26 protein-coding genes are annotated in these 26,141 nt (G+C 63.1%); 15 read left to right on the forward strand and 11 right to left on the reverse strand.

Annotated features, from left to right (window positions below):
- Nucleotide 1: 1 nt before the first annotated feature.
- The 5 genes from rnr to rpmG all read left to right on the forward strand — a co-directional run bounded on the left by rnr (nucleotide 2) and on the right by rpmG (nucleotide 5,671).
- Nucleotides 2–2,320: a ribonuclease R gene (gene rnr, locus V6B08_RS19910; protein WP_341984224.1), complete on the forward strand. Its 2,319-nt coding sequence runs from the start codon at nucleotides 2–4 to the stop codon at nucleotides 2,318–2,320.
- A gap of 93 nt (nucleotides 2,321–2,413) precedes the next feature.
- Complete coding sequence (locus tag V6B08_RS19915) at nucleotides 2,414–3,805, forward strand: coiled-coil domain-containing protein (protein WP_341984226.1); 1,392 nt, start codon at nucleotides 2,414–2,416, stop codon at nucleotides 3,803–3,805.
- A gap of 120 nt (nucleotides 3,806–3,925) precedes the next feature.
- Nucleotides 3,926–4,624 carry an NUDIX hydrolase gene (locus tag V6B08_RS19920; protein WP_341984228.1) on the forward strand — a complete coding sequence of 233 codons (699 nt, stop codon included), beginning with the start codon at nucleotides 3,926–3,928 and terminating at the stop codon, nucleotides 4,622–4,624.
- Nucleotides 4,625–4,654: 30 nt separating this feature from the next.
- On the forward strand, nucleotides 4,655–5,347 hold the full coding sequence (locus tag V6B08_RS19925; RefSeq protein ID WP_341984230.1) for an NUDIX hydrolase: 693 nt from the start codon (nucleotides 4,655–4,657) through the stop codon (nucleotides 5,345–5,347).
- Nucleotides 5,348–5,503: 156 nt separating this feature from the next.
- On the forward strand, nucleotides 5,504–5,671 hold the full coding sequence (rpmG, locus tag V6B08_RS19930) for a 50S ribosomal protein L33 (RefSeq protein WP_341984232.1): 168 nt from the start codon (nucleotides 5,504–5,506) through the stop codon (nucleotides 5,669–5,671).
- A 160-nt stretch (nucleotides 5,672–5,831) separates the two neighbouring features.
- Here the strand turns inward: rpmG and V6B08_RS19935 are convergent, their stop codons facing one another.
- Both V6B08_RS19935 and V6B08_RS19940 read right to left on the reverse strand, forming a co-directional pair.
- A complete protein-coding gene (locus V6B08_RS19935) occupies nucleotides 5,832–7,199 on the reverse strand; it encodes a PleD family two-component system response regulator (protein WP_341984234.1) in 1,368 nt (455 codons plus the stop codon).
- A 10-nt stretch (nucleotides 7,200–7,209) separates the two neighbouring features.
- On the reverse strand, nucleotides 7,210–7,584 hold the full coding sequence (locus V6B08_RS19940; protein WP_341984236.1) for a response regulator: 375 nt from the start codon (nucleotides 7,582–7,584) through the stop codon (nucleotides 7,210–7,212).
- Between the two features lie 129 nt (nucleotides 7,585–7,713).
- On the opposite strand from V6B08_RS19940, the gene V6B08_RS19945 reads away from it, so the two are divergent.
- Nucleotides 7,714–8,400, forward strand: coding sequence for a hypothetical protein (locus V6B08_RS19945; protein ID WP_341984238.1), 687 nt, complete (start codon nucleotides 7,714–7,716; stop codon nucleotides 8,398–8,400).
- A gap of 3 nt (nucleotides 8,401–8,403) precedes the next feature.
- Nucleotides 8,404–9,327 carry an ROK family protein gene (locus V6B08_RS19950; RefSeq protein WP_341984240.1) on the forward strand — a complete coding sequence of 308 codons (924 nt, stop codon included), beginning with the start codon at nucleotides 8,404–8,406 and terminating at the stop codon, nucleotides 9,325–9,327.
- 153 nt (nucleotides 9,328–9,480) lie between these two features.
- Here V6B08_RS19950 and V6B08_RS19955 read toward each other — a convergent pair whose 3' ends face one another.
- Entirely contained in the window at nucleotides 9,481–10,326 is an 846-nt protein-coding gene (locus V6B08_RS19955) for an EipB family protein (RefSeq protein ID WP_341984242.1), read from the reverse strand.
- 121 nt (nucleotides 10,327–10,447) lie between these two features.
- On the opposite strand from V6B08_RS19955, the gene V6B08_RS19960 reads away from it, so the two are divergent.
- From V6B08_RS19960 to V6B08_RS19995, 8 genes are all read left to right on the forward strand, one after another.
- Nucleotides 10,448–11,413 (forward strand): 2-hydroxyacid dehydrogenase, encoded by a 966-nt coding sequence (locus V6B08_RS19960; protein ID WP_341984244.1) that lies wholly within the window; start codon nucleotides 10,448–10,450, stop codon nucleotides 11,411–11,413.
- Nucleotides 11,414–11,525: 112 nt separating this feature from the next.
- Nucleotides 11,526–12,284: a GGDEF domain-containing protein gene (locus V6B08_RS19965; protein ID WP_341984246.1), complete on the forward strand. Its 759-nt coding sequence runs from the start codon at nucleotides 11,526–11,528 to the stop codon at nucleotides 12,282–12,284.
- A 97-nt stretch (nucleotides 12,285–12,381) separates the two neighbouring features.
- Nucleotides 12,382–12,849: a RidA family protein gene (locus tag V6B08_RS19970; RefSeq protein WP_341984248.1), complete on the forward strand. Its 468-nt coding sequence runs from the start codon at nucleotides 12,382–12,384 to the stop codon at nucleotides 12,847–12,849.
- Between the two features lie 4 nt (nucleotides 12,850–12,853).
- Entirely contained in the window at nucleotides 12,854–13,324 is a 471-nt protein-coding gene (locus V6B08_RS19975; protein ID WP_341984250.1) for a RidA family protein, read from the forward strand.
- Nucleotides 13,325–13,333: 9 nt separating this feature from the next.
- On the forward strand, nucleotides 13,334–14,083 hold the full coding sequence (locus tag V6B08_RS19980; RefSeq protein WP_341984251.1) for a glycerophosphodiester phosphodiesterase: 750 nt from the start codon (nucleotides 13,334–13,336) through the stop codon (nucleotides 14,081–14,083).
- Nucleotides 14,080–15,243 carry a GNAT family N-acetyltransferase gene (locus tag V6B08_RS19985; RefSeq protein WP_341984253.1) on the forward strand — a complete coding sequence of 388 codons (1,164 nt, stop codon included), beginning with the start codon at nucleotides 14,080–14,082 and terminating at the stop codon, nucleotides 15,241–15,243. Before V6B08_RS19980 ends, V6B08_RS19985 begins: the two co-directional genes overlap by 4 nt.
- A 109-nt stretch (nucleotides 15,244–15,352) precedes the next feature.
- Nucleotides 15,353–15,769, forward strand: coding sequence for an HIT family protein (locus V6B08_RS19990; RefSeq protein WP_341984255.1), 417 nt, complete (start codon nucleotides 15,353–15,355; stop codon nucleotides 15,767–15,769).
- Nucleotides 15,770–15,773: 4 nt separating this feature from the next.
- The gene (locus tag V6B08_RS19995) at nucleotides 15,774–16,442 is read left to right on the forward strand and encodes a tetratricopeptide repeat protein (protein ID WP_341984259.1); all 669 of its coding nucleotides are present in this window, start codon (nucleotides 15,774–15,776) and stop codon (nucleotides 16,440–16,442) included.
- Between the two features lie 233 nt (nucleotides 16,443–16,675).
- Here V6B08_RS19995 and V6B08_RS20000 read toward each other — a convergent pair whose 3' ends face one another.
- The 8 genes from V6B08_RS20000 to V6B08_RS20035 form a co-directional block, all read right to left on the reverse strand.
- Nucleotides 16,676–17,590 carry an ABC transporter permease gene (locus V6B08_RS20000; protein WP_341984260.1) on the reverse strand — a complete coding sequence of 305 codons (915 nt, stop codon included), beginning with the start codon at nucleotides 17,588–17,590 and terminating at the stop codon, nucleotides 16,676–16,678.
- The gene (locus V6B08_RS20005) at nucleotides 17,587–18,576 is read right to left on the reverse strand and encodes an ABC transporter permease (RefSeq protein WP_341984262.1); all 990 of its coding nucleotides are present in this window, start codon (nucleotides 18,574–18,576) and stop codon (nucleotides 17,587–17,589) included. The genes V6B08_RS20000 and V6B08_RS20005 overlap by 4 nt, the downstream gene beginning before the upstream one ends.
- A gap of 55 nt (nucleotides 18,577–18,631) precedes the next feature.
- Nucleotides 18,632–20,239, reverse strand: coding sequence for an ABC transporter substrate-binding protein (locus tag V6B08_RS20010; RefSeq protein ID WP_341984264.1), 1,608 nt, complete (start codon nucleotides 20,237–20,239; stop codon nucleotides 18,632–18,634).
- A gap of 179 nt (nucleotides 20,240–20,418) precedes the next feature.
- The gene (locus V6B08_RS20015; RefSeq protein WP_341984266.1) at nucleotides 20,419–21,471 is read right to left on the reverse strand and encodes a methyl-accepting chemotaxis protein; all 1,053 of its coding nucleotides are present in this window, start codon (nucleotides 21,469–21,471) and stop codon (nucleotides 20,419–20,421) included.
- A 116-nt stretch (nucleotides 21,472–21,587) separates the two neighbouring features.
- A complete protein-coding gene (gene clpA / locus V6B08_RS20020) occupies nucleotides 21,588–23,960 on the reverse strand; it encodes an ATP-dependent Clp protease ATP-binding subunit ClpA (protein WP_341984269.1) in 2,373 nt (790 codons plus the stop codon).
- A gap of 73 nt (nucleotides 23,961–24,033) precedes the next feature.
- A complete protein-coding gene (clpS, locus tag V6B08_RS20025; protein ID WP_341984270.1) occupies nucleotides 24,034–24,363 on the reverse strand; it encodes an ATP-dependent Clp protease adapter ClpS in 330 nt (109 codons plus the stop codon).
- A 267-nt stretch (nucleotides 24,364–24,630) separates the two neighbouring features.
- Nucleotides 24,631–25,158 carry a phasin family protein gene (locus tag V6B08_RS20030; protein ID WP_341984271.1) on the reverse strand — a complete coding sequence of 176 codons (528 nt, stop codon included), beginning with the start codon at nucleotides 25,156–25,158 and terminating at the stop codon, nucleotides 24,631–24,633.
- Between the two features lie 224 nt (nucleotides 25,159–25,382).
- The gene (locus V6B08_RS20035; protein ID WP_341984274.1) at nucleotides 25,383–26,099 is read right to left on the reverse strand and encodes a hypothetical protein; all 717 of its coding nucleotides are present in this window, start codon (nucleotides 26,097–26,099) and stop codon (nucleotides 25,383–25,385) included.
- Between the last annotated feature and the right edge of the window lie 42 nt (nucleotides 26,100–26,141).

The following is a 26,141-nucleotide window of genomic DNA, read 5'->3' on the forward strand; positions in this document are numbered from 1 at the left end:
CGTGGCGAAGAAACCGCGCGGACCGCTGCCCTCGAAACAGGAAATCCTGAAGTTCATCGCCGCGAATCCCGGCATGGTCGGGAAGCGTGAAATCGCCAAGGCGTTCAATGTCGCGCCGGCCGAGCGTGTGGCGCTGAAGGGCCTGCTGCGCGAGATGAAGCGCGAGGGCGAATTGCAGCCCGCCTCCGCCGGCACCCAGCGCCTGCTGCCCACTGGCACGCTGCCGGAAGTCTGCCTCGCCGATATCGTGCGCCAGACCCGCGATGGCGACCTGGTGGCCCGCCCGGTGGAATGGACCGGCGAAGGCGACCCGCCGCAGATCGACCTTTCCAACAGCGGCGGCCGCTCGCGCGAGCTGGGCGCCGTCGGCATCGGCGACCGCGTGCTGGTGCGTATCCGCCAGGCCGGCTCGCACCGCTACCAGGGCCGCATCATCCGCGTGCTGGAACAGCGCGAGCAGCCGGTGCTGGGCCTCTACAGCATCACCGAGGAAGGCGAAGGCCGGCTGCAGCCGACCGACCGCAAGCTGCGCCATGAATTCCTCATTGCGCCGGAAGATGCCGGCAAGGCCAAGCCCGGCGAACTGGTGGTGGCGCAGCCGCTGGCCGGCCGCCGCTTCGGCCTGCGCTCGGCCCGCGTCACCGAAGTGATCGGCCATGCCGAGGACCCGCGCGCACTCAGCCTGATCGCCATTCACACCCACGGCATCCCCACGGCCTTCTCTGGCGATGCGATGCGCGAGGCGGAAGCCGCCAAGCCGGTGACGCCGAAGGACCGCGAGGATCTGCGGCCCGTGCCGCTGATCACCATCGACCCGGAAGATGCCCGCGACCATGACGATGCGGTCTTCGCCGAACCCGACACCGACCCGAACAACCCCGGCGGCTGGCATGCCATCGTCGCCATCGCCGATGTGGCGCATTATGTGCGGCCCCATAGCGGGCTGGACCGCGAGGCACGGGCGCGCGGCAATTCCACCTATTTCCCCGACCGCGTGGTGCCGATGCTGCCCGAGGCGCTGTCGGCCGATCTCTGCTCGCTGATCGAGAACAAGGACCGCGCTTCGCTGGCGGTGCACCTGTGGTTCGATGCTGATGGCAACAAGCGCCGGCACAAATTTGTCCGCGCCATCATCCGTGTCGCCGCCGGGCTGCATTACGCCCAGGTGCAGCAGGCCATCGACGGCGCGCCCGATGAGGGCTCAGCGCCCTGGCTCGAAAGCGTGCTGAAGCCGCTCTATGCCTGCCATGCGGCGTTGAACCGCGCGCGGCAGGCGCGCCAGCCCTTGAGCATCACCTCCGACGAGCGCCGCGTGGTGCTGGCACCGAACGGCGCCATTGCCGCGATCCGGCCACGCCAGAGTTTGCTGGCGCATCAGGTGATCGAAGATTTCATGATCGCGGCCAATGTTGCCGCCGCCGAGGAACTGGAGAAGCATCGCACGCCCTGCATGTACCGCGTGCATGAACCGCCCTCGCCCGACAAGGTCGATTCACTCCGCCGCTTCCTGGAAACCCTGGACCTGCGGCTGGCCAAGGGCCAGGTGCTACGGCCGCATCACTTCAACCGCATCCTGGAAGCCGTGCAGCAGAGCGAGCATATGCGGCTGGTCAACACCGTGGTGTTGCGCACCCAGATGCAGGCTTACTATTCGGCCAACAACCAGGGCCATTTCGGCCTCAACCTGGCGCGCTATGCGCATTTCACCTCGCCGATCCGGCGCTATTCCGACGTGCTGGTGCATCGTGGCCTGGTCAGTGCCCTGCGGCTCGGCCCGGATGGCCTGACCGACGAGGACCGCGCCAGCTTCGACAATATCGCCGAGCATATCTCCTTCACCGAGCGCCGCTCGATGCTGGCGGAACGCGACAGCCTCGACCGCTTCGTTGCCGCCTTCATGGCCGAGCATGAGGGTGCGGATTTCGCCGCCCATATCACCAGCGTCAACCGCTTTGGCCTGTTCGTCGAACTGGATGAGACCGGCGCCGATGGCTTCGTGCCGATGTCGGCTTTGGGCGACGACTATTACATGCATGACGAGGCACGGCATGCATTGGTCGGGCGCCGCACCAAGAAGCGGTTCCGCTTGGGCGACGCCGTGATGGTGCGGCTGGTCGAGGCAACGCCGGTGACCGGCGGCCTGCGCTTCGAACTGCTCAATGCCTATGGCCAGACCACAGGTAGCAACCGCCCGCGCAAGCAGCCATCAGGCAAGCAGCCATCAGGCAAGCAGCCAGGCGTGAAATTACCCAAGCCGAAAAAGCCGAAGCCCGGCCGCCCCGCCGGCATCCGCACCGGCAAGAAGCAGAAGAACCGCTGAGTTTTCTTAAAATTTCGAAACGCCTCAGCACTGACCGGCGTCAACATCCTATAATTACAATTAATCTATTTTGGGTTGCAAAGAATGCACCCGATGATACATTTTCTGGCGTGTAAAATTTCATTTTATTGGAGCAAAATAATGCATCCTGTTCTTAGCAACATATGCGCTGAGCTTGATAAAGTTGCTGCAGCCATTCAGTCAAATGTAAGTAGCGATGAACCTTTAAACGTTGCTCATAACAACTGGAGCTTCCCTGGACTTACACGGTCTGAACTGATTGAAAGAGTAAAAAGTATCACCGACGAGATTCGGGAGCATTCCCCTGCAGAAATTGGTCATGCTGAACCTCGCCTTGCAGATTATCCAAGACGTCTAGTTGCTTTGAGGAACAATACTATTCCTCAATTGTGGGGGAATGCGCAACATGCCGTGCCTGCATTACTCGAAACATTGACCGCCTTGTCAATTGCGCTAAAGCCAATCCTTGCCTCAAAAGACCTCACTGAAAAAGCGCGCGAGGCATTGTTAGCTTTAAAAAGATTAAATACCAAAATTCGCACTATTGAAGCCACTCTTACTGCACTCGAACCTCGCTCTACAATTCTATCTACAATGATCGAAAGGATTGAGAGTGCCCACGAAGCAGCGGATCAGCTGCCGGTAGATCTTGAGGCTCTTTCAGAAGCGCATAACAAAATTGTTGAGCTCTCTAAACAAGCCGAAGATGCCTTAGAGTTGGCGAACAAGGAAAAGACTAAGATTGAGAGCCTTTATAGTGAAGCGCAAACAATTGATGCCAAACTTCGCAAAAACTCAATTGAGTCTGATGCTGTAGTAAAGAAAGCAGAAATGGCATACTCCGCTGCCACTAGCCAAGGGCTTGCTGCGGCATTTGCAGAGCGCTCTCGCGCACTTGATTTTTCGATGCGACTTTGGGTTATAGGGCTGGTTGGAGCCTTAGTTGCTGGTAGTTTTTTTGGATATCTACGATTTCAAGAACTAGCAAACTCTCTCAATATGCCAACCGTTTCAGACATTTCCTTAGTTATCAACTTGGTTCTTTCTTTCTTTTCTATAGGCGCTCCGATTTGGTTTGCATGGATTGCAACCAAACAGATTGGGCAGTGCTTTAGATTATCAGAAGACTATGCCTTTAAGGCGTCTGTTTCGAGGGCATATGAGGGGTATCGGAAGGAGGCTGCAAGAGTTGACGACATGTTTGAGGAGAGTGCTTTGGAGCCACGTCTCCTGGCTTCTGCATTGACCCGGCTTGATGAACAACCACTTCGCCTAGTGGAAACCGCGACTCACGGAAGCCCATGGCAAGAATTATTAGCTTCAGAAGCCGTACGTGACGCTATAAAGAACATTCCTGATTTTGGGCAGCGTGTAATTGATATGGCTCGCATCTCCCTGAGCAAGCCAAACGCCTCAGCGCCAAATATAGGGAAAGCTTTGGCCCCGGAGGTAAAACCAGAGTAGATGCCATCAGCCTGATCGGCTCAAATTGTTGAGCAGTAGAACCTATAACCAGACAACAATGTGTTCGCATTGACTAAGCCGTTGCCCCGACTCCACGAACGGGCGTTAGATAGTCGAATCATGACGGAAACGATCAAAAAGCCCTCGCCGCCGATCCGCGACGCCGCCACCCTTATCCTCTACCGCTTTGAAGCCGGCCGGCTGCAGGTGCTGCTCGGCGAACGCGCCGCGTCCAATGCCTTCATGCCAAAAACCTATGTGTTCCCCGGCGGCCGGCTGGATCTGGCGGATTACCGCGTGCGTCCCGCCGCGCCGCTGAATGCCGCCACCGCTGCCCGCTTTGCCCGCGCCCGCATCACCGGGCCGCGCAAGGCGCTGGCCCTGGCGCTGGCCGCCATCCGGGAGACCTTCGAGGAAACCGGCCTGCGCCTCGCCAGCCCGGCCAGCCGCAGCATCAGGGGCGAACTGCCCCAGGGCTGGGCGGAATTCTGCGCCGCCGGCCTGGCTCCCGACCCCTCCACCCTGGCCTATGTCTGCCGCGCGGTGACGCCGCCGAAGCGCCCGCGCCGCTTCGATGCCCGCTTCTTCGCCGCCCCGGCCAGCGTCGCCAGCGGCGAGCTGCGCCCTTCCGAAGAACTCGGCAACCTGCTCTGGATCACGCCCGACGATGCCGTCCGGCTCGACCTGCCGCCGATCACCCAGGAAGTGCTGCGCCGCCTGCCCGACTGGCTGGCCGAACCGGCTTTGCATAATCCCGATCTGGGCATCCCGTATTTCCGGCGCGGCTATTCCGGTCGCGACACGATGATTCTGGAATGACCGGGATTCTGGAATGACCGGAATTCTGGAATGAGTGATCAGGAAAGCCAGCTGCCGCCTTTCGCCCGGCCGGAACAGGGCTTTCCGTCGCTCGAGCCCGGGACCCGCCCGGTACGCCCACGCGATGCCGCCAGCCTGGTGCTGCTGCGCCGCCGGCTTTCGGGCTCCTGGGAAGTGCTGCTCGGCCGCCGCGCCGGCAAGCACCGTTTCCTGCCCAATGTCTATGCCTTTCCAGGCGGCCGGGTTGACTTGAGCGACAAGTCAGATACTCACCACAAGCCATTGGATAAGAACACGGAAAGTCGTTTGCTTAAACACGGATGTTCAATCCGTGAGGCGCAGGCTCTGGGCATCGCCGCTGCACGTGAAACCTGGGAAGAGACCGGGCTGGCGCTGGGGCCTTTGGTGTCAGGCAACCTGCAGCCGGATCTCTCCGGCCTGGCCTATCTCTGCCGCGCCATCACCCCGGCGCAGAGCCCGATCCGCTTCCATGCCCGCTTCTTCGTCGCCGATGCCGAGGCCGCCTCGGGCCAGCTTGGTGGCTCGGGCGAACTGCTCGACCTGAGCTTCCGGCCGCTCGACGACGCCCTGGCGCTACCGCTGGCGGATATCACCGAGTTCGTGCTGACCCAGCTTAAAGGCCTGGAAAGCCTGTCTCAGCCCGCCCGCACCGCCTTCTGGCGCTACCGCGCCGGGCGCCCGGTGGTGTCTTGGGAGGGCTGACAGGGAATACCTATGTTCCGGGTCTGTTTCACGTGAAACGCTAAAAAACCGGGCGCCCCCTGTTTCACGCCCCGCAGGGCACCCTTTCCTTGACAAAGCGCCGCGAATCCCTATGCTGCGCCAACTTTTTAACGCCCGTCTGTTGGAATCAATCCCATGGCCAAGCCGACCACCCTGAAGATCAAGCTCGTGAGCACCGCCGATACGGGCTTCTTCTACGTGACCAAGAAGAACCCGCGCACCAAGACCGAGAAGCTCAGCTTCAAGAAGTATGATCCGGTGGCGCGCAAGCACGTGGAATTCAAGGAAGCCAAGATCAAGTAATCAGGCGCTTGAGTAACCATCCAGTTACTTAAGCCTGGACATGCAAACGGCGCCATCCGGCGCCGTTTTTCATTTTATCTGCTTTTTGTTTTGACGGCCGCCCCATACCCGGTCCGCCGCGCAGCCGGCCCGGTTGCCCGACGGGCTACTCGCCGAAGGACTACTCGGCCGCGATATGCACCTGGTTGCGCCCGGCGGTCTTGGCCCGATAGAGCGCGTCGTCGATTCGCTTGAGCAAGGCATCGGCCGGTTCGCCGAGACGGCTGGAGCCGAGGCCAATGGAACAGGTGACGGTAAGCTGGCCCACCGGCGCACTCACCTTGATCGGCACCTCGCCAATCGCCCGATGCAGGCGGCTGGACACCACCTGCGCCGCTTCCAGCGCCGTATCCGGCATCAGCACCACGAATTCCTCGCCGCCGAAACGGCATGCCATGTCCATGCCGCGGATATTGCGCACGATGCGTGCGCCGATCTCGCGCAGCACTTCGTCGCCGACGCCGTGGCCATAGGTGTCGTTCACCTGCTTGAAATGATCGAGATCGAGGATCAGCGCCGCGGTGCCATGCTGCGACGGGCTCTGACTCAACAGCGTGCCAAGATGCGAGGCCATGTAGCGGCGGTTATACAGTCCGGTCAGCGGATCGGTCACCGCCATCTCGATGCTCTGCTGGTAATGCTGGCGCAGCCGCTCCTGATAGCGCTTGCGGCGCACCTGGGCGCGTAGACGGGCGATGAATTCGTTGCGGTCGATCGGGCGCACCACATAGTCGGTGACGCCGATTTCCAGGCCCTTCACCAGTGCGCGCTGATCGTCCGGCCCGACCAGCAGCAGGATCGGCACATTGCGGGTTTCTTCCGTGGTGCGGAGCTGCGAGCAGAGTCGCAGGCCATCGGGATTCTTCAGGCCCAGACTGACCACGATGGAATCGTATTCCTGGCGCCGTGCCTCGGCCACTGCGCCCGCACCATCGGCCTGCATATCGAGCATGAACTGGCCTTCGATCATGCGCTGCAGCCGCACCTGATCGCGCGGATTGTCCTCCACCAGCAGCAGCCGCGCGCTGGCGTAATCTTCGTCCAGGCTCGGCACCGGCGGCGACAGCACGCCGAGCGAGGCAGAGGTACGCTCGCGCATGCGCAGCTCGTCCAGCATCAGCTTGACACGCAGCAGCGACCGCACCCGGGCGAACATCGCCACGTCATCCACCGGCTTGGTCAGGAAATCGTCGGCACCAGCGGACAAGCCCTGCACCCGGTCCTCCGGGTCGCCGAGCGCCGTCACCATGATCACCGGGATATGCGCCGTCACCGGATCGGCCTTCAGCCGCCGGCAGACCTCGAAGCCATCCATGCCCGGCATCATCACGTCGAGCAGGATCAGGTCCGGGTTGCCCTGGGCCGCGGCATCCAGTGCCTCAGGCCCATTGGATGCGGTGATGACTTCGTAATATTCGCTGGTCAGCTTGGCTTCCAGCACCTTGATATTGGTGCGGATATCGTCGACGACCAGGATGCGCGCAGTCATGACGACCGCGTCAGTTCTTGGCGTCCAGGAAGTGCTTCACCGTCTCGATGAACTTGCCGACCGAAATCGGCTTGGCGATATAGGCGTCGCAGCCGCCCTCGCGCATCTTCTCTTCGTCGCCCTTCATGGCAAAGGCCGTCACCGCCACCACCGGAATGGAGCGGAGGTTGTCGTCCTCCTTGATCCACTTGATCACTTCCAGGCCCGAGACCTCGGGCAACTGGATATCCATCAGGATCAGGTCCGGCCGGTGCTGACGCACCATGGCCAGGGCCTCCATGCCATCCTTGGTTTGTAGGGTCTGGTAGCCATGAGCATCCAGCAGGTCGTGGAACAACTTCATATTGAGTTCGTTGTCCTCGACGATCAGAACGGTCTTGCTCATCCGGCTTGTCCCCGACTAGCGCCGCCACACGGGGCGGTTTCTATCCGTATTATCTCAACGATATGTAGCATCCGGTTGCAACCGGGCCAAGCCGTTTCAGGACCGCGAATCATGTATAATGTGTCAGTCATGCCCGAGAACAACCCGCTCCCGCCTTCGGCGAATCCCTCCCCGGCCACTGCCGCCCAACTGGCCGAATTGCGCCTCACCCCCGGCCGCCCCCTGCTGGTGGTCGATGCCGATGAGGTGCTGTTCTATTTCATGCGCGGATTCGAACGCCATTTGCAAGCCAATGGCTTCTATTTCAACTGGGCCTCCTTCGCGCTGAACGGGAATGTGCGCCGCCAGGCCGACGATACCGCCGTGTCACAAACCGAACTTTCGCCGCTGCTGGATCATTTCTTCGCCAGCGCCACCGACCTGCTCGACCCGGTGGATGGTGCCGCCGAGGCCCTGGCGGGACTGGCCGGACTCGCCGATATCGTGGTCTTAAGCAACCTGCCACTGCATGCCCGCGATGCCCGCGCCACCGCTTTGCACCGCCACGGCATGCCCTACCCGATTATCGCCAATACCGGCCCCAAGGGACCGGCGATGGCCGCCTTGCTGCGCCACGCCCCGCGCCGCGCTGCCTTCATCGACGATATTCCCCGCAACCATGCTTCGGTGGCCGAGGTAGCGCCCGATGTGCACCGGGTGCATTTCATCGCCGATCCGCGCCTCGCCGTGCTGCTGCCGCCTTCCGAGCATTGCCAGCATCGCGGCGAATCCTGGGCGGCGATGGCACCGCATCTCGCCGCGCAACTGAGCGGCTAGACCATGCGCATCGGCGTGGATCTCGGCGGCACCAAGATCGAGGCCATTGCGCTCAGCGACGATGGCGTGATCCGTGCCCGCCGCCGCATCGCCGCACCGCGTGATGATTACACCGCCACGATCCGGGCCATTCGCGATCTGGTGCAGGCGGTGGACAGCGAAGCCAATGTCGTCCGCTTCGGCCCGCCGGCACCGGTCGGCGTCGGCATTCCGGGCACCATTTCGCCAGCCACCGGCCTGGTGAAGAACGCCAATTCGGTCTGGCTGATCGGCCATGCCATGGACCACGATCTGCAAGCCGCCCTGCAGCGGCCGGTGCGGCTCGGCAATGATGCCAACTGCTTCGCGCTGTCGGAAGCCGCCGATGGTGCCGGCCAGGGCTACCGCACCGTGTTCGGAGTCATCCTCGGCACCGGCTGCGGCGCCGGCATCGTGGTGAACAGCCAATGCCTGCTCGGCCCCAATGCGATTGCCGGCGAATGGGGCCATAACCCGCTGCCTTGGCCGGAGCTAGGCGAATTGCCTGGCCCGGATTGCTATTGCGGCTTGCAGGGCTGCAACGAGACCTGGATCTCGGGCCCAGGCTTCGAGGCCGATTATGCCCGCGCCAGCGGTACGCCGCGCCGGGCCAGCGACATCGTGGCCCTGGCGGCACTGGGCGATGCCCAGGCGGAAGCCGCGTTGCAGCGGCTGGAAAACCGCCTCGCCCGTGCCCTGGCCGGGGTGATGAATCTGCTCGATCCCGATGTCATCGTGCTGGGTGGTGGCCTGTCGAATATCGAACGTCTCTACGCCAATGTGCCGAAGCTGTGGCAGCGCTGGGCGTTCAGCGACCATGTCTCGACGCCGCTGCTGCGCAACCTTCACGGGGACAGTTCCGGCGTGCGCGGCGCCGCCTGGCTGTGGCGCATCGGCGAGCGGAACTAAAGCGCCACCGCCGCGTTGATACCCCGGATGACACACATCATGGGGCTACCATGCGCTATATTCTGCTGTGGCTTGTCGGCGTGCCGATACCGGTGATTCTGCTGATCTGGTTCATGTTCAGCTAGCAGCGATCCCAATCGGCAAGGATCCCGATCAGCAACGATCCTTGGGCAGTATCTCAAGCGATTGCAGCGTGGCGCGGATGGCGTAGTCGCCATAATCGAACACGATGTCGTCGCTGATGCCGTTCTCATAGAGCCGGAAGGCGATCTCGTAATCCGGCGTGTCGCTTTTCTTCGCCGTGGAGAAATAGGCCAGCCGCACGCGCCAGGAACGCTGCTGCTTGAGGCCATCGAACCGCGCCTCGGCATTGGGCGGCAGGGTGCGGCCGATAAAGCCGCCGATGCTGGCAAAGCCATCCGCCGCAGAGCCGTCGAACACATCCGCCCGCAACAGATTGCGCGCGGCGCGGCCGGCCTCGATCAGGCGGATGGTGTGATCGGTGGGAAACATCGCGCCGGCCGGCAGGTCCAGCGTGGTGTCGGCGGGCTGGGAAAACGTGATGCGGCCACCGCCCGGTCCCAACTGGCCCTCGCCGACTAGTTCTTCCTCATCCTCGCCGTTCAACTGCTCGCGCAGGCGGAAGCGGAAGCGCTGGCCATCCAGGCTCTCGAAGGAACCGAGCGTCATGTCGCTCAGCACCTGGCCATCATCGGTCTGGGTTTCGATCACGAAACGCTGGTTCAGCACATAGCCATCGCAGCTATTGAGGAATTCCAGCGTCAGGCCGCCACCGATGCCGGAGCGGTAGTTCCGTGGATCATGCCGCGCAATGGACAGGCCATAGATGGCGCGGTGCGAAACCAGGCCCTTGCCGATGGCCTGCAACGCCTTGGGATCAGCCTGTTCCTGGGCATGGACCGGCCCGGCCGCCGGCGAGAATGCCAGGCTGGCAGCCAGCAACAGCAAAACAGCAAACCAAGCAAAAAGGCGCTTCATCGAATCCTTGCCCGCGGCACGTCCGCTCTTCACAATATAGGGGCGCTGCGGCGGTGCAACATGCCGTCGCGCATCTAATGGAAAAATAACGCGAATCCCCAATAGTGTGAATGCAGGGACCATGAGCCGCTTCCGCCTGTTGCTGACCCGCCGCCTGCCGCCCCATGTCGAAGCCCGCGCCCAGCGCGATTATGACACCCTGCCGAACCCGGAAGACACGCTGTTGAGCCCGCAGGAGATCGCCGCCCGCGCCAGCAGCCACCGCGCCGATGGTATCCTGGTCTGCGCCGGCGACCGCGTCACCGCCGAGGTGGTGGCGCAACTGCCGGCCAGCGTGAAGGTGATTGCCACCTTCTCCGTCGGCTACGAACATCTCGACGTGGCGGCAATCAAGGCCCGCGGCATCATTGCCACGAACACGCCCGATGTGCTGACCGAGGCCACCGCCGACACCGCCTTGCTGCTGCTGCTGGCCGCTGCGCGGCGGGCGCATGAGGGCAACAAACTGGTCCGCGATGGCGCATGGCGCGGCTGGCACACCACGATGCTGCTGGGCCGCGACCCCAAGGACAAGCGGCTTGGCATCTACGGCATGGGCCGCATCGGCCAGGCGGTGGCGCAGCGCGCCCGCGCCTTCGGCATGCGGATCCATTATCACAACCGCCGCCGCCTGCCGCCAGAGCAGGAACTCGGCGCGGTGTATCACGACACGCTGGAAAGCCTGCTCCAGGCATCCGACTTCTTTTCCATCAATGCGCCCTCGACGCCGGAGACGCGCGGCCTGTTCAATGCCGAAAAGCTCGCCCTGCTGCCGCGCGGCGCCATCTTCGTCAACACCGCGCGCGGCGACATGGTGGTGGACGAGGCTTTGCTGGCAGCGCTCAAATCCGGCCAGATCCGCGCCGCCGGCCTCGATGTTTTCGCCGGAGAGCCGAACCTGCATCCAGGCTATGCCGCGCTCGACAATGTGTTCCTGCTGCCGCATGTCGGCAGCGCCACCGAGGAAACCCGCGATGCCATGGGCTTCGCCGCGCTCGATAACATCGACGCGGTGCTGGCGGGCCGGGCGCCGCTAAGCCCGCTCTGAGCGGAAATTTTTGCCCAGCGGCGCAGGATGGTTTTTTCCTGATTTCCAACAATAATTCTCTGGCACGGTGATTGCTTTGTAAGACCCGGAACAAAGTCACACGGGTTTCGTCATGAGCTTCGCCCTGCCAGCCAATGATCTGCCGGTCAACCTCGCCGACTGGCGTGCCGACCAGGCTCCCGCCTTCGGCGCCGCCCTGCCCGAGTCGGCCCGCTCCGACTCAGCCCGGCCCGGCTTCGCCAGCCTTGTACTGCGCCTGCGGCTGCAACTGCGCCGCGACAACGACCCCGCTCGCCTGGCGCTGCTCGACCAGATCCTCGATGTCGCCGCCGAAAGCGAGCAGAAGCTTGCCGATCAGCAGCAGCGCATCGAGGACCTCGAACGCGTCAGCCTCACCGATGAACTCACCGGCCTGGCCAACCGCCGGGGCTTCGAGCATCACATGGACCAAGAACTGGCCCGCGCCCGCTGCCAGAGTGGCGGCGGCGTGCTCGGCTTCCTTGATCTCGACGGCCTGAAGGGCATCAACGACGGCCATGGCCATGCCGCCGGCGACGCCGCTTTGCGCCATGCCGCGCGGCATCTGCACCAAGCTGCAGCGCCTGAGGATTTCGCCGCCCGCCTGCATGGCGATGAATTCGCCCTGGTGCTGCCAGGGACCAGCGTGGCGGCAGCCGAAGCCCGGCTGCGCGGCCTCTGCGCTGCGATCCGCAACGAACCCCTGCTCTGGGGCCAGGGCCGGCTGCCGGTCGGTCTTTCCTATGGCCTGGTGCGCTATGATGGCCGCGCCAGCCTGGCCAGCCTGCTGAAAGCCTCCGACCGCGCGATGTATCTGCACAAGGAAACGCGGCGCGCGCGCCCCGTGAGTTAGGCCCGTGACTTAGGCCTGTGAGTTAAATGCGCCATCGGTTGCGGTCAGGGACTGCTTGGGGCTAGATTCCGGCTCCAGTAAGCAAAGGGTATCTCCCATGACTGCCAGCCATGAAGCGCGTCTCAAGACGCTGGGCATCGAATTGCCCAACCCGGCCACCCCGGCGGCCAACTATGTCCCCTACACCATCAGCGGCAAGACGCTCTATGTCGCCGGCCAGATCACCATCTGGAACGGCGAATTGCGCTATCTCGGCCGGCTCGGCGCCGATATGAGCCTGGAACAGGGTGTGGAAGCGGCGCGGCTCTGCGGCCTCAACCTGATCGCCCAGGCGCGCGCCGCAGCCGGCGGTTCGCTGGATGGCATCAAGCGCGTGCTGAAGGTGGGCGGCTTCGTCAATTCGACGCCGGATTTCATCCAGCAGCCGCAGGTGATCAACGGTGCTTCCGACCTGTTCGCGCAGGTATTCGGCGATGCCGGCAAGCATGCCCGCTTCGCGGTCGGCGCGGTGTCGCTGCCGCGCGGCGTATCGGTCGAGATCGACGCCATCTTCGAACTGGTCTGACATCTTGGCCGGCCGCATCGCCGCCCGCCTGAAAGAGCTAGGCCTGGTGCTGCCGCCGGCGCATCTGCCGGTGGCGACCTATGTCGGCTGGCAGCGGCTCGGCCGCGAAGTATGGGTCGCCGGCGTCGGCCCTACCTGGGGCCAGAGTGTACGCCATCAGGGCAAGCTCGGCGGCTCGGCCTCGATGGCCGATGGCGTGGCGGCGGCACGGCTGACGGCGCTGAACCTGCTGGCGCAGGTGAGCCAGGCGGTGGAGGGTGATCTCGACCGCGTCGAACGCTGCCTCAAGGTGTTCGCCCTGGTGAATTCGACGCCGGATTTCCAGCAGGCGCAAGTCGTCGCCAACGGCATCACCGATCTGTTGCAGGAGGTGTTCGGCGAACCGGGCCGGCCCGCGCGCACCGCGATCTCGGCACCGTCCCTGCCCTTCGACATCACGGTGGAAGCTGACGCCGTGTTCCTTATCCGCGAGTAGGCAAACGCAATGACCGAAGCCCCCCCGAAATGGCTCTTGAAGACGCCGGTGGCGCATCGCGGCCTGCATGACATCGCCAAGGGCGTGCCGGAAAATTCGCGCCTTGCCTTCCAGCACGCAATCGACAACGGCTATGCCATCGAACTGGACGTGCGCATCACCGGCGACGGCCAGGTGGTGGTGTTCCATGATGCCGTGCTCGACCGCCTCTGCGGCAAGTCCGGCCGCGTGTCGGAAATGAGCCTGGCGGCGCTCAAGCGCGAAACCATCCTCGGCACCACCGAGACAGTGCCGAGCCTGAATGATGTGCTCGACCTGGTGCAGGGCCGCGTGCCTTTGCTGGTCGAGATCAAGAAAGACAATGCCGACCCCGCCGGCGCACTCGAGCAGGCGGTCGCCAACATGCTGCGGCATTATCCCGGCCCCGTGGCGGTGCAATCCTTCAGCCCGCGCACCGTTGCCTGGTTCCGCGACCACGCCCCGCAATTCGTGCGCGGCCAGATCGCCTGCGCGCTCGCCGAGATGGGCAAGAACCTGAACTGGTATCAGAAGCTCGGCCTGCGCTGGATGCTGAACCGCTTCCATGGCGAGCCGATGTTCCTGGCCTATGACGTGAACGACCTGCCGGCGCCGCTCACCGCGCGCTACCGCGCCCATAACCTGCCTGTGATCAGCTGGACGGTGCGCAGCAAGGAGCAGCGCGCCCGCGCCGCCGCCCATGCCGACAACATCATCTTCGAGGAGCTATCCACGAAGTGAGCAACCTCACCGTCCGGTCGATTGGCGGCATCGCCAATATGCCGGCGGTGGCTTGGGATGCCTGCGCCGGCACGGATAACCCTTTCCTGCTGCATGGCTTCCTGCTGGCGCTGGAGCAATCGGGCTGCGTCGCACCGCGCCACGGCTGGCAGCCGACGCATCTGGTGGTGGAGGATGGCGACAAAGCCGTCGGCGCCATGCCGCTGTATTTCAAGGGCCACAGCCAGGGCGAATACATCTTCGACCAGGGCTGGGCGAATGCCTATGAACGCGCCGGCGGGCAGTATTATCCGAAGCTGCTGTCTGCGGTGCCGTTCACGCCGGTGACCGGCCCGCGCTTCCTGGTTGCGCCGGGCCATGACCCGGAAGCCGTACGCGGCGCGCTGCTGCAGGGCGCGCTGGAAATCGTCAAGCGCCACAAACTCTCCTCGCTGCATGTCAACTTCGTCACCGAAGCCGAGAAGGACTGGGGCGAGAGCACCGGCCTGCTGCATCGCTTAGGGGAACAGTTCCATTGGCAGAATGACGGCTATGCCGATTTCGATGCTTTCCTGGCAGCACTTGCCTCGCGCAAGCGCAAGGCGATCAAGCGCGAACGGCGCGAAGCGGTGAGCGATGGCATCGAGATCGAGGCGTTCTCGGGCGCCGCACTGCTTGATGAACATTGGGACGCCTTCTTCGAATTCTACATGGATACCGGCAGCCGCAAATGGGGCCAGCCATACTTGAACCGCGATTTCTTCCGCCGCCTGCACCGGGCGATGCCGGAGCGCGTGGTGCTGGTGCTGGCGAAGCGCGAAGGCCGCTGGATCGCCGGCGCCTGGAACATGCTGGGCAGTGACACGCTCTATGGCCGCAACTGGGGCTGTATCGAGCAGCATAATTTCCTGCATTTCGAATGCTGCTACTACCAGGCCATCGACTATGCCATCCGGCATGGCCTCAAGCGTGTCGAGGCCGGCGCCCAGGGCGAGCACAAGCTGGCGCGCGGCTATCTACCGAGCCCGATCCATTCGCTGCACTACATTCCCGATCCCGGCTTCCGCCGCGCCGTAGCGAACTTCCTGGACCAGGAGCGCGCCCATATGCAGGGCCTGATCGCGGCACTGGATGAGCATTCCCCCTTCCGACATGCGGACAGCTCAGCGGAAAGTGAGTGAAAGCTTGCCGGCTTGGCGGTATCGTCGTCATGCGCGGGCTTGACCCGCGCATCTCAATCTCAATGAGCCCACCGGATCAAGTCCGGGGGTGACGCCCTGGGGATGGAAAATGAGCGGCGACAATTGCGTGTTCTGCAAGATCGTGGCGGGAGAGATCCCGAGCATCAAACTCGCCGAGGAAAAGCATTGCCTCGCCATCATGGACATCAATCCCTTTGCGCCGGGCCATGCCCTGGTGATCGCCAAGGAGCATCACCCTGACCTGTTCAGCACGCCGGCCGAAACCGTCGGTGCCGTGGCCAAGCTGGCCAAGCGCATCGCCGGCGCGGTGCAGCAGGCCACCACGCCGGACGGCCTCAACATCGTGCAGTCGAACGGGCCGGGCGCGGCGCAGTCGGTGCTGCATTACCACGTGCATGTGCTGCCACGGCACAAGGGCGATAATGCCAAGCTCAACTGGAGCCTGACGCCGGGCGACCGCGATGCGATCATCGACATGGCGGCGAAGATCAAGGGGTTTCTGTGACGCCATGAAACGCCTGGCTGCCTTCGCCTGCCTGCTGCTGCTCAGCCAGCCCGCCCTGGCCGCCGACTGGCTGGAGCGTTGCGAGGCCGGGATCAAAGCCGGCGATGCCGCCGCCTGCGAGCGTGCGCTGGAACAGAAGCCGGATGATCCGGAAATCCTGCGTCGTCTCGGCAATGCCTATTTCCATGCCGACCGTTTCCTGGAAAGCCACCGCGCCTATCAGGCCGCTTTGCGCGCCGCGCCGAATGATGCCGGCCTGCATTACGAATATGCCAGCCTGCTGGTGCTGATAAATGAATACCACGAAGGCGTGCGCGAGGCCGAAGCCGCCGTGAAACTGGCGCCGGACCACCGCCTGTCCTGGGCCCTGCTCGCCACCTGCTATCGCATGATGAAACGCCCGGATCAGGCCATCAAAGCGACGCTGCGCGCGGCCAGCCTGGGCGACCGCCGCGAGGCCTACACGCTGGCCCATGCCTATGGTGATGGCAGCGACGGGCTGCGGCGCGATCCGAAGCAGGAGGCACGCTGGCTGGAGCGCGCTGCCCTTGCCGGCCATGTCGCCGCCATGGATGACCTGGCTGAATTATTCGCCAAGGGCCGGCCCGGCATTCCCGCCGACACGGCCAAGAGCCGCTACTGGCATGAGCGGGCGATGGCGGCATTGCGGTGACGCCCTCCTCCTTCGTCATCACCGGGCTGGCCCTTCGGTCCCGTGCGCCGACGAGTGCGGAGGCGGCTTTGCCTCCCCTCCCTCGTCATGCCCGGACTTGATCCGGGCATCTCTCCCAGTGTGGCCTGAGATCGCCGGGTCACTGTAAGCGCGCGAGCACCTAATGTGCTCGTGGGCGCACAGGCCCGAAGGGCCCGGCGGCGATGACGTGTTGTGGATGGGGAAATTGGAAGCTACTGCAGCTTCGGATTCAGCGCGTCGCGCAGCCAGTCGCCGAGCACATTCACCGCCAGCACCAGCAGCACCAGGGTGAGCGCCGGGAAAAACACGGTCCACCATTCGCCGGAGAACAGGAAACTCTGGCCGACGCGGATCAGTGTGCCGAGCGAGGGCTGTGTCGGCGGCACGCCAACGCCGAGGAAACTGAGCGTGGCTTCCGAAAGGATCGCCAGCGCCAGGCCGACGGTGGCCAGCACCAGCACCGGGCCGAGCGTATTCGGCAGCACATGGCGCCAGACGATGGACCACGGCGCGCGCCCGATCACCTTGGCCGCCGCGACATAATCCTTGTTGCGCTCGACCAGCGCAGCCGAGCGCGCGACCCGGGCGAAATGCGGCCATTCCGCCACACCAATGGCAAAAACCAGCACGAACAGCGCGATCTCGCCATGCAGTTCACGCGGCAGTGCGGCGCGGCCGATACCGTCGATGGTCAGCGCGATCAGGATGCTGGGAATGGTAAGCTGCACATCGGCGGCGCGCATCACCAGGGTATCGAGCCAGCCGCCGCGATAGCCGCAGAGCACGCCGATCAACGTGCCGAACACTGCCGCGAAACCAATCGCCGCGAAGCCGACGAACAGCGATACCCGGCTGCCGTAAAGAATGGTGGAGAGCAAGTCGCGGCCCTGGTCATCGGTGCCGAGCAGATACTTGCCCATGCCGCCTTCCACCCAGGCCGGCGGCGTCTGCGCATCCATCAGTTTCAATGACGATGGATCGAAGGGATTGAATGGCGCCACCAGCGGCGCGAACACGGCAGACAGGATCATCACGGCGGCGACGATGGCGGCCACCACCACCACCGGCGAGCGGCGGAAGCTGTAGGCCAGGTCGCTATCGTACCAGCGGGCGAGCGTCTTGATCATGTGTTCTTGCCCGCCTGCCCCTGCTGCGCGCTGAGGCGCGGGTCAATCAGGAAATAGACCAGATCGACCGTGAGATTGAGCACCACGAACAGCAGCCCGACCATCACCAGATAGGCCGACATCACCGGAATATCGGCGAAAGTGACGGCTTGGATGAACAGCAGGCCCATGCCGGGCCACTGGAACACGGTTTCGGTGACGATGGAAAAGGCGATCAGGCCGCCGACCTGCAGGCCGACAATCGTGACCACCGGCATCAGCGTGTTCTTCAGCGCATGGCGGAAATGCACCACGCTGTCGGTGAGGCCTCGGGCGCGGGCGAATTTGATGTAATCGGTGCGCAGCACTTCCAGCATTTCGGAGCGCACCAGGCGCAGTACCAGGGTAAGCTGGTAGAGGCAGAGCGTGATCGACGGCATGATGATGGCGGCCCAGCCGGATTTGGTGAGGAAGCCGGTGCTCCACCAGCCAAGCTGCACCACCTGCCCGCGCCCGAAGCTGGGCAGCAGGTCGAACTGCACCGAGAACAGATAGATCAGGCCGATGCCGATCACGAAAGTGGGCAGCGACACCCCGACCAGCGATGCCGTGAGCACGGTGCGGGTGAGCCAGCTATCGCGCCTGAGCGCGGTGTAGACGCCGAGCGGCAGGCCAAGGATCAGCGCCATGATGGCGGACAGCGCGACCAGTTCCAGCGTCGCCGGCAGGCGCTCGCGGATCAGGATGCTGACCGGGCGCTTGAGGCGGTAGCTGAGGCCGAACTCGCCCTGTGCCGCATTGACCAGGAAACGGCCAAACTGCACCAGGGCAGGATCGTCCAGCCCAAGCTGTTCGCGCAGGGCAGCACGGTCCGTGGTGGTGGCATCCTGCCCCACCATGTTGTTGATCGGATCGCCGATGTAATTGAACAGCACGAAAGCGACCAGAGCCACCGCCAGCATGACGGCGAGCGCCTGGCCCAGACGACCGATGAGATAACCGAGCATAGGGGCGGACTCTAAAGGAAACGGGCCGCCCTGCGAAGGGCGGCCCGCTGACCGATCACTTCAGCTTGGCGAAGTGGAAGCGCGGCACGTTGTCGGCGATGATGGGCATGTCGAGCTTTTCGGCCATGGCCCAGTTCAGCACCTGATGATGCAGCGGCAGGTAGATCACTTCGTCGTTGACGATGTCCCAGGCGTCGCGGATCAGCTTGTCGCGCTTGGTGGCGTCAAGCTCCGAGAGCATGCCGTTGATCATGCCGTCCAGCTTCGGGTTCGAGTAGTTGGTGAAGTTCCAGGAGCCGTTCTTGCCGTCCGGGGTCTGCACCAGATACGAGAACACGTAATGCGAGTCGAAGGTCGGCACGCCCCAGCCGAGCAGGAAGAAGCTGGTATCCTTCTTCTGCAGCTTGGGGAAATGCAGCGTCTTGGAACGCGCCGCGAGATCGACCTTGATGCCGGCCTGGGCCAGCATGCCGACGACCGCCTGGCAGATTGCCTCGTCATTGACGTAGCGATCGTTCGAGCAATCCAGCGTCACGCCGAAGCCATTCGGGTAGCCGGCATCGGCCAGCAGCTTCTTGGCCTTCGCCACGTCATACGGCAGGCGCTTGTCGATAGCGGCATCATAGCCATGCACGCCCGGCGACGTGATCATGCCGGCGACCACGGCATCGCCGCGCATCACCTTGGTGCGGATCGCTTCCATGTCGATGGCATGATACATGGCCTGGCGCACGCGCTTGTCGGCCAGCGGGTTCTTGCCCTTGACATCGGAATACTTCAGTTCCGGGCTGCCGACATCGAGGCCGAGGAAGATCGACCGGATTTCGTTGGTCTTCTTCACCTGGATGCCAGCCGTGCGGCGGACGCGCTCCACGTCCTGCACCGGCACGTCGAGCACGAAATCGAGCTGGCCCGAGAGCAAGGCGGCAACGCGGGTGGCGGCGGTGGTCACCGGGGTATAGACGATCTCGTCGATGTTATGCGGCGCGTCCTTGAGGCCCCACCAGTTCGGGTTCTTGGCGGTGACGGTGCGGACATCCTGCTCGCGCAGCTTCAGCGAGAACGGGCCGGTGCCGTTGGCGTTACGCACGGCATAGGTCTCTTCCTTGTCCTTGTAGCTCTGCGGGTTCAGCACATTGTGCTTTTCCGCCCAGCTCTTCGACAGGATGAAGATATTGGCGATCTGGTTCGGCAGGATCGGGTTGGCGCCATCGGTGATCACATGCACGGTAAAATCATCGACCTTCTTCACATCCTTGACGGAGGCGATGTAGGTCTTGAAATCCGAGTTGGCATGCTGGGCGCGCTTGACCGAGAACACCACGTCATCGGCGGTGAAGCTCTCGCCGCCATGGAACTTCACGCCCTGGCGCAGCTTGAATTCCCAGGTGGTGGCGTCGAGCGCCTTCCACGAAGTGGCCAGCGCCGGCACGAACTTCAGATCGGCCGAGTAGCCGAGCAGGCCTTCATAGACCTGGAACGAGCCGGTGCGGGTGAGGCCTTCGTTCTGGCTATGCGGATCGAAGGTGAGGTAGTCGCCCTGGCTGGCCCAGCGCAGGGTCTTGCCCTGTGCATGAACCTGGGGGGCGTAAGCCGCAGTAGAAATCGCCGCCAGCGCGAGCGCGCCGGCAAGCAGAGCCGCCTTGAGACGGAAGGTTGCCATTGGTGTCTTGCCTCCATGCAATGCCGGCCCTGGCTGGTTTTCGATTGGCCGGCGATTGATGCAGAATTTATGTAAAATAAACATATAAGTCCACGCGGCGGCGGGCTGGCGCGCAGGAAATTCATTTGGGGATTCAGGCAATATTCTTGCCTGTAGCGTTTACCCTAGGTCAGCCCGGGTCAATGACGCGGCTGCTGCACGATCACGCCGTACCAGCCCAGACCGTCATAGGTCTCATACCCAAGCGTATGGGCGAAGGCGACCAGGCTGCCATCGGCGGCATAATAATAGCCGCGTTCCCGCCCCTCGGCCTGCAGGTCGAAGGGCTGATACAGGCCCTGGCCATCGGAAGCGGCAATCACCCGGCGCTTGGCGTCGAGCAGCAGCACACGGCTGCGTTGCCATTCCTCGGCGCTCAGGCTCGGTTCATCGCAGACGACGCTGCTGCCCTGCTTCTCCCAATCGAAGATCACGCCCAGCACGCCCAGCGGCGCACCATGGATCTGGCCGCCGGTACGCACCGCCGCGGCATAGATCGCCACCGCCTTGCGCTCATGGCTGACACTCTGGCTGATCTCGTCAACACAGTAATCATCGCCGCTGCGCGACTGCATCGCCTTCTGGAACCAGGACGTGCGCGACACATCGGCCCGCGCGACGCGGGGAAACCGCTTCGGGTTGGCGGTGGCCACCACCCGGCCCGAGGCATCGGCCAGCACCAGGTTGAGATACACCGTATAGAAACGGTTGATCACGCCAAGCCGTTCGCTGGCCAGGGCATGCAGTTCCTCGGAAGGCTCGGCCAGAGCCTGCCACATCGCGGCATCGGTGGCCCACCAGCGGCAATCACAGGTCCGCTCATACAGGTTGCGCACGATCAGTTGCACGATGGTCTGCGCCATGTCGGCAAGGCGCGGTCCCTCCAGATCCTTCACGATCTGGGTGACGATCTGCTCGGCGGCCTGCTTGGAAGCACTGATCCGCTTCAACACCACATCGCGGAAGCGTTTGGAATTGTCGGCGGTCTGGTTGGCCAACGCCTTCACTTCCTGCGCCACCACCGCGAAGCTGCGGCCGACTTCGCCGGCGCGCGCCGCCTCGATGGAGGCATTCAGCGCCAGCAACGTGGTCTGGAAGGCAATGTCTTCATTCTGCGCGCCGAATTCCTGAACGTCGCGCTCGATGCCATCGATAACCTGATGGACTTGCAAGTGATGATTCTGATCAGCCATGGACCTGACTCAAAGCTACTGACGGGAACGACGCCGGCCCTGCCGGCGTCGCATACGGTCCAAAAAGCGTGCAGAATCTATGCCAAGAAAGCGTTCAACCGCCGGAATAAGCCCACTTAATTGGCGTATTCCGGCTCTTTGCTTTCCGTAGCGTCACCCTTGCCCTTCGGCGCAGGAGACTTCTCGGCGGTGATCTCGAAGCCGAGCTTGCCGTCCTTCACCGTCACCAGGATATGACCACCCTTGACCAACTGGCCGAACAGCAATTCGTCCGCCAGCGGCTTCTTGATGTTCTCCTGGATCACGCGGCCAAGCGGCCGGGCACCATAGAGCGGATCGTAGCCATGCTCGGCCAGCCAGGCGCGGGCCTCGTCGGTCAGCGCGATGGTGACATTGCGGTCGGCAAGCTGGCCTTCAAGCTGGGCGACGAACTTGTCGACCACGCGCGAGATGGTTTCCTGCGCCAGCGGCGCAAAGCCGATGGTGGCATCCAGGCGGTTGCGGAATTCCGGCGTGAACAGCTTCTTGATCGCTTCCTCGTCCTCGCCTTCCTTGAGGCCGCGGCCGAAGCCGATGGCCTGCTTCGACATCTCGGAAGCGCCGGCATTGGTGGTCATGATCAGCACCACGTTGCGGAAATCGACGCTCTTGCCGTTGTTGTCGGTGAGCTTGCCGTGGTCCATCACCTGCAACAGGATGTTGAACAGGTCGCCATGCGCCTTCTCGATCTCGTCGAGCAACAGCACGCAATGCGGATGCTGGTCCACTGCATCGGTGAGCAGGCCCCCCTGGTCGAAACCGACATAGCCCGGCGGCGCACCGATCAGGCGGCTGACGCTGTGGCGCTCCATGTATTCCGACATGTCGAAGCGGATCAGCTCGACACCCATGATATGGGCAAGCTGGCGTGCCACTTCGGTCTTGCCGACGCCAGTGGGGCCGGAAAAGAGATAGGAGCCGATCGGCTTTTCCGGTTCGCGCAAGCCGGCACGGGCCAGCTTGATGGCGCTGGACAGCGCATCGATGGCGGCATCCTGGCCGTAGACCACGCGCTTCAGCTCGGCATTGAGGTTGCGCAGGCTTTCCTTGTCCTCGCGGCTGACCGACTTCGGGGGAATGCGCGCGATCTTGGCAACGATGGCTTCCACTTCCTTGACGCCGATCACCTTGCGACGGCGCGATTCCGGCTTGAGCAACTCGGCGGCGCCGACCTCGTCGATCACGTCGATGGCCTTGTCCGGCAGCTTGCGGTCATTGATGTACTTGGCCGAAAGCTCGACGGCCGCCTTGATGGCGTCGTCGGTATAGCGGACATGGTGATGCTCTTCGTAATAGGTCTTGATGCCGCGCAGGATCTTCACCGCATCGGCCAGTGTCGGCTCGTTCACATCGATCTTCTGGAAACGGCGCAGCAGCGCGCGGTCCTTCTCGATATAGGACCGGAACTCCTTATAGGTCGTCGAGCCGATGCAGCGCAGCGCGCCGGAAGCCAGCGCCGGCTTCAGCAGGTTGGACGCATCCATGGCGCCGCCAGACGTGGCGCCGGCGCCGATCACGGTGTGCATCTCGTCGATGAACAGGATGGCGTTCGGCTGCGCTTCCAGCTCCTGCATCACCTGCTTCAGGCGTTCCTCGAAGTCGCCGCGATAGCGCGTGCCGGCGAGCAGGCTTCCCATGTCCAGCGCGTAGATCACGGCTTCCTTCAGGATGCCCGGCACTTCGCCATGGATAATGCGGCGCGCGAGCCCTTCGGCAATCGCAGTCTTGCCGACGCCGGGATCGCCGACATAAAGCGGGTTATTCTTGGTACGGCGGCACAGGATCTGGATGGTGCGCTCGATCTCCGGCTCGCGGCCGATCAGCGGGTCGATCTTGCCGGCCTTGGCCTTGTCGTTGAGATTGACGCAATAGGCGCTGAGCGCCTCCTTGTCCTTATCCTTGGCGCCCGGCTTCTCGCGCTCGCGGTCGCCACGCTGCTCGCGCGCGCCCTCCTCGCCCGAAGGCGCATCGGCGCCACGCACCGGTCGGCGCTCGTTGCGCGTGCCCGGTGCCTTGGCAACGCCATGGCTGATATAGCTGACGGCATCGAGGCGCGTCATGTCCTGTTCCTGCAGGAAATGCACGGCATGGCTCTCGCGCTCGGAGAAGATCGCCACCAGCACATTGGCGCCGGTGACTTCCTCGCGGCCGGAGGATTGCACATGGAACAGCGCGCGCTGCACGGCGCGCTGGAAGCTCAAGGTCGGCTTGGCATCCTGCGGCAGGCCGGTGACTACCAGGCCGCGCAGTTCTTCATCGATAAAGGTGCCAAGCCGCTCGCGCAGCTTTTCGATATCGACATTGCACGCCCGCATCACCGCGATGGCGTCGGAGTCTTCGGTCAGGGCGAAGAGCAGATGCTCAAGCGTAGCGAATTCATGCTTCTTGGCGCCGGCCAGCGACAGGGCCCGGTGCAGGGATTGTTCAAGCGTGCGCGAGAAGCTTGCCATTCGGTCTACGCCTCCATCAATCGCGTTCCACTAACTCAGTCACGTTCCACTAACTCAATCACGTTCCACTAACTCAATCACGTTCCATCGTGCATTGCAGTGGATGCTGGTGCTGGCGGGCGAAATCGACCACCTGGGTCACTTTCGTTTCCGCCACCTCGTAGGTGAACACGCCACAGATGCCGACGCCCTTCTGGTGGACATGCAGCATGATCTGTGTGGCTTCCTCGCGGGGTTTGTTGAAGAAACGCTCCAGCACATGCACGACGAACTCCATCGGGGTGTAGTCGTCGTTCAGCAACAGCACCTTGTACATTGGCGGCTTTTGCGTCTTCGGCTTGGTCTTGGTGACCACGCCGATTTCGGTACGCCCGCGTCCGTCGCGTCCATCCCGTTCGCTCATGCCCGCCCACTCATCGGCTCTACTCTGTCCAGCTCACTGCTGATGCCGTGGCTCATTCCTGTGCTCCGCCCGACTAGGGAAAGCGCCGTCTGCGCCGCCGCATCGGTTAAGGATATGGGAACATGGTAAAAAAATACCAGCACCCGGCGGGTAAAAAAAGATGGCGTTTCGCGTCTTGACCTCACCTGTGGACAAAAAAGAGCCCGGCGTTGCCGCCGGGCCCTGTACTCAAACGCTGTCACAAAACCGTGTGCGGCGTGGCGCCAATCAGGCGGCCAGCGGCTTCACGAACTTCTCGACCGCCGCCTGAACCTGGGCGTTGATCGGGGCGAAGGTGTCCTGCGCAACCTTGGCCGACACTTCGCTCAGCTTGGTGGCATGGGCGGCATAGGCCTCGAAGGCGGTCTTGGCGAAATCGTTCTGCAGTTCGATGAGTTCCTGCAGGGTCTTGGCGCCAAACAGGGCCTTAGTAGCGGCCAGGTTGTCTTCGTACTGAGTCTTCGCGAAAGCCAGCACTTCGGCGTTGATGGTCTCTGCGCCCTTCGAGGCGACGTTGCCGGCGGCGACGAAGGCGTCGATGTTGGTCTTGGAGAACTTGGCGGCGTCGTCGTAACCCTTCACCACGGTTTCCAGACGCTCCTTGGCCTGGGCAAAGGCGCGCTCGGTGGCTTCGGTGGTGGCCTTCAGCGCCTTCTCCATCTGCTCCTTGGAGGTGGCGATCAGGGTCTCGTAGGGGGCGGCGCCCTCGAACTTCGGCGCTTCGATCTTCGGCGCGACGGTCTTGGTCTTGGCCATGGGAATAATCCTTCTAGCGACTGTTGATCCTGGGGTGGGTGCTCATAAAGCCGCCCCGGCGTACCGGCGCGGCAGAAAAAATGCTGCGGTGCAACATTGATGTTTATATGGGCACGCCTTGGGTTGCGTCAAGGGATTTTTTGTGCGCCGCAATATAAAAATGCGGCAGCGCAGCGTTCCCTTGCGCGATCAATAGTTTATTGCCTAATTAAGGACCTGGGCGCCTAATTAAACGCCCGTTGGGTATACACCAAGCCGTTGTCCCCGACGATATAGCGCGGCGGCACAACCTTGGGCTTCTCGCTGGTTTCGTTGAATAGCATCGAATACGGCGGCAACGGCACCTTGCGCGGCGGATTCACCGCCACCCCGGTACGGTCGAACGGCGCCAGCACCTCCAGGAAACGCAGATCCTTGAAGCCAGCGGTCTCCGCCGGGTAGCCCTCGGCGGCCCAGGCGTTGAAGTGGAACTTGCCATCGCGGCAGGCACTGGCGGTCCAGAAGAAGTCATCACCGCGCAATTCCATGTTGCGCTTCGCCGTAGCCTCGAAGCCGGCATCGGTCAAGGCCTTGGTAACAGTGGAGAATTCGGCTGCGGTCAGGCGATAGAGGGCTTGCTCACCGCGCCACGGCTTGAGCGGGTCCTCCACCGTGAGGCGCAGCAGCGAGCCGGAGCCGATCACCCTCGCCTCCAGCATGGCACCGCCATCGGGCTGGGCCGAGAAATCATAGGAGCGGCGCTGTTCGTCGTGGCGGCCATTATAGACCAGACGGTAGCGCGCCGGCTGGCCGGGCTGGCAGCTCACCGCCAGATCGTCGCCGCCGACATAGCGGTCCCAGGAATAATGACGGCGGATCGGGTCGTCCGTAGGGCCGACCGAGGCACAGGCGCTGAGCGCCAAAACCGCCGCCAGACCAAACCATTCCTTAACCCGACGCATTTTAGACTCCATAAGTTGTGCTGCCGCCTGATGGTTAACGTT

The sequence above is a fragment of the Ferrovibrio sp. MS7 genome, from assembly GCF_038404985.1.
Lineage (GTDB): Bacteria > Pseudomonadota > Alphaproteobacteria > Ferrovibrionales > Ferrovibrionaceae > Ferrovibrio > Ferrovibrio plantarum.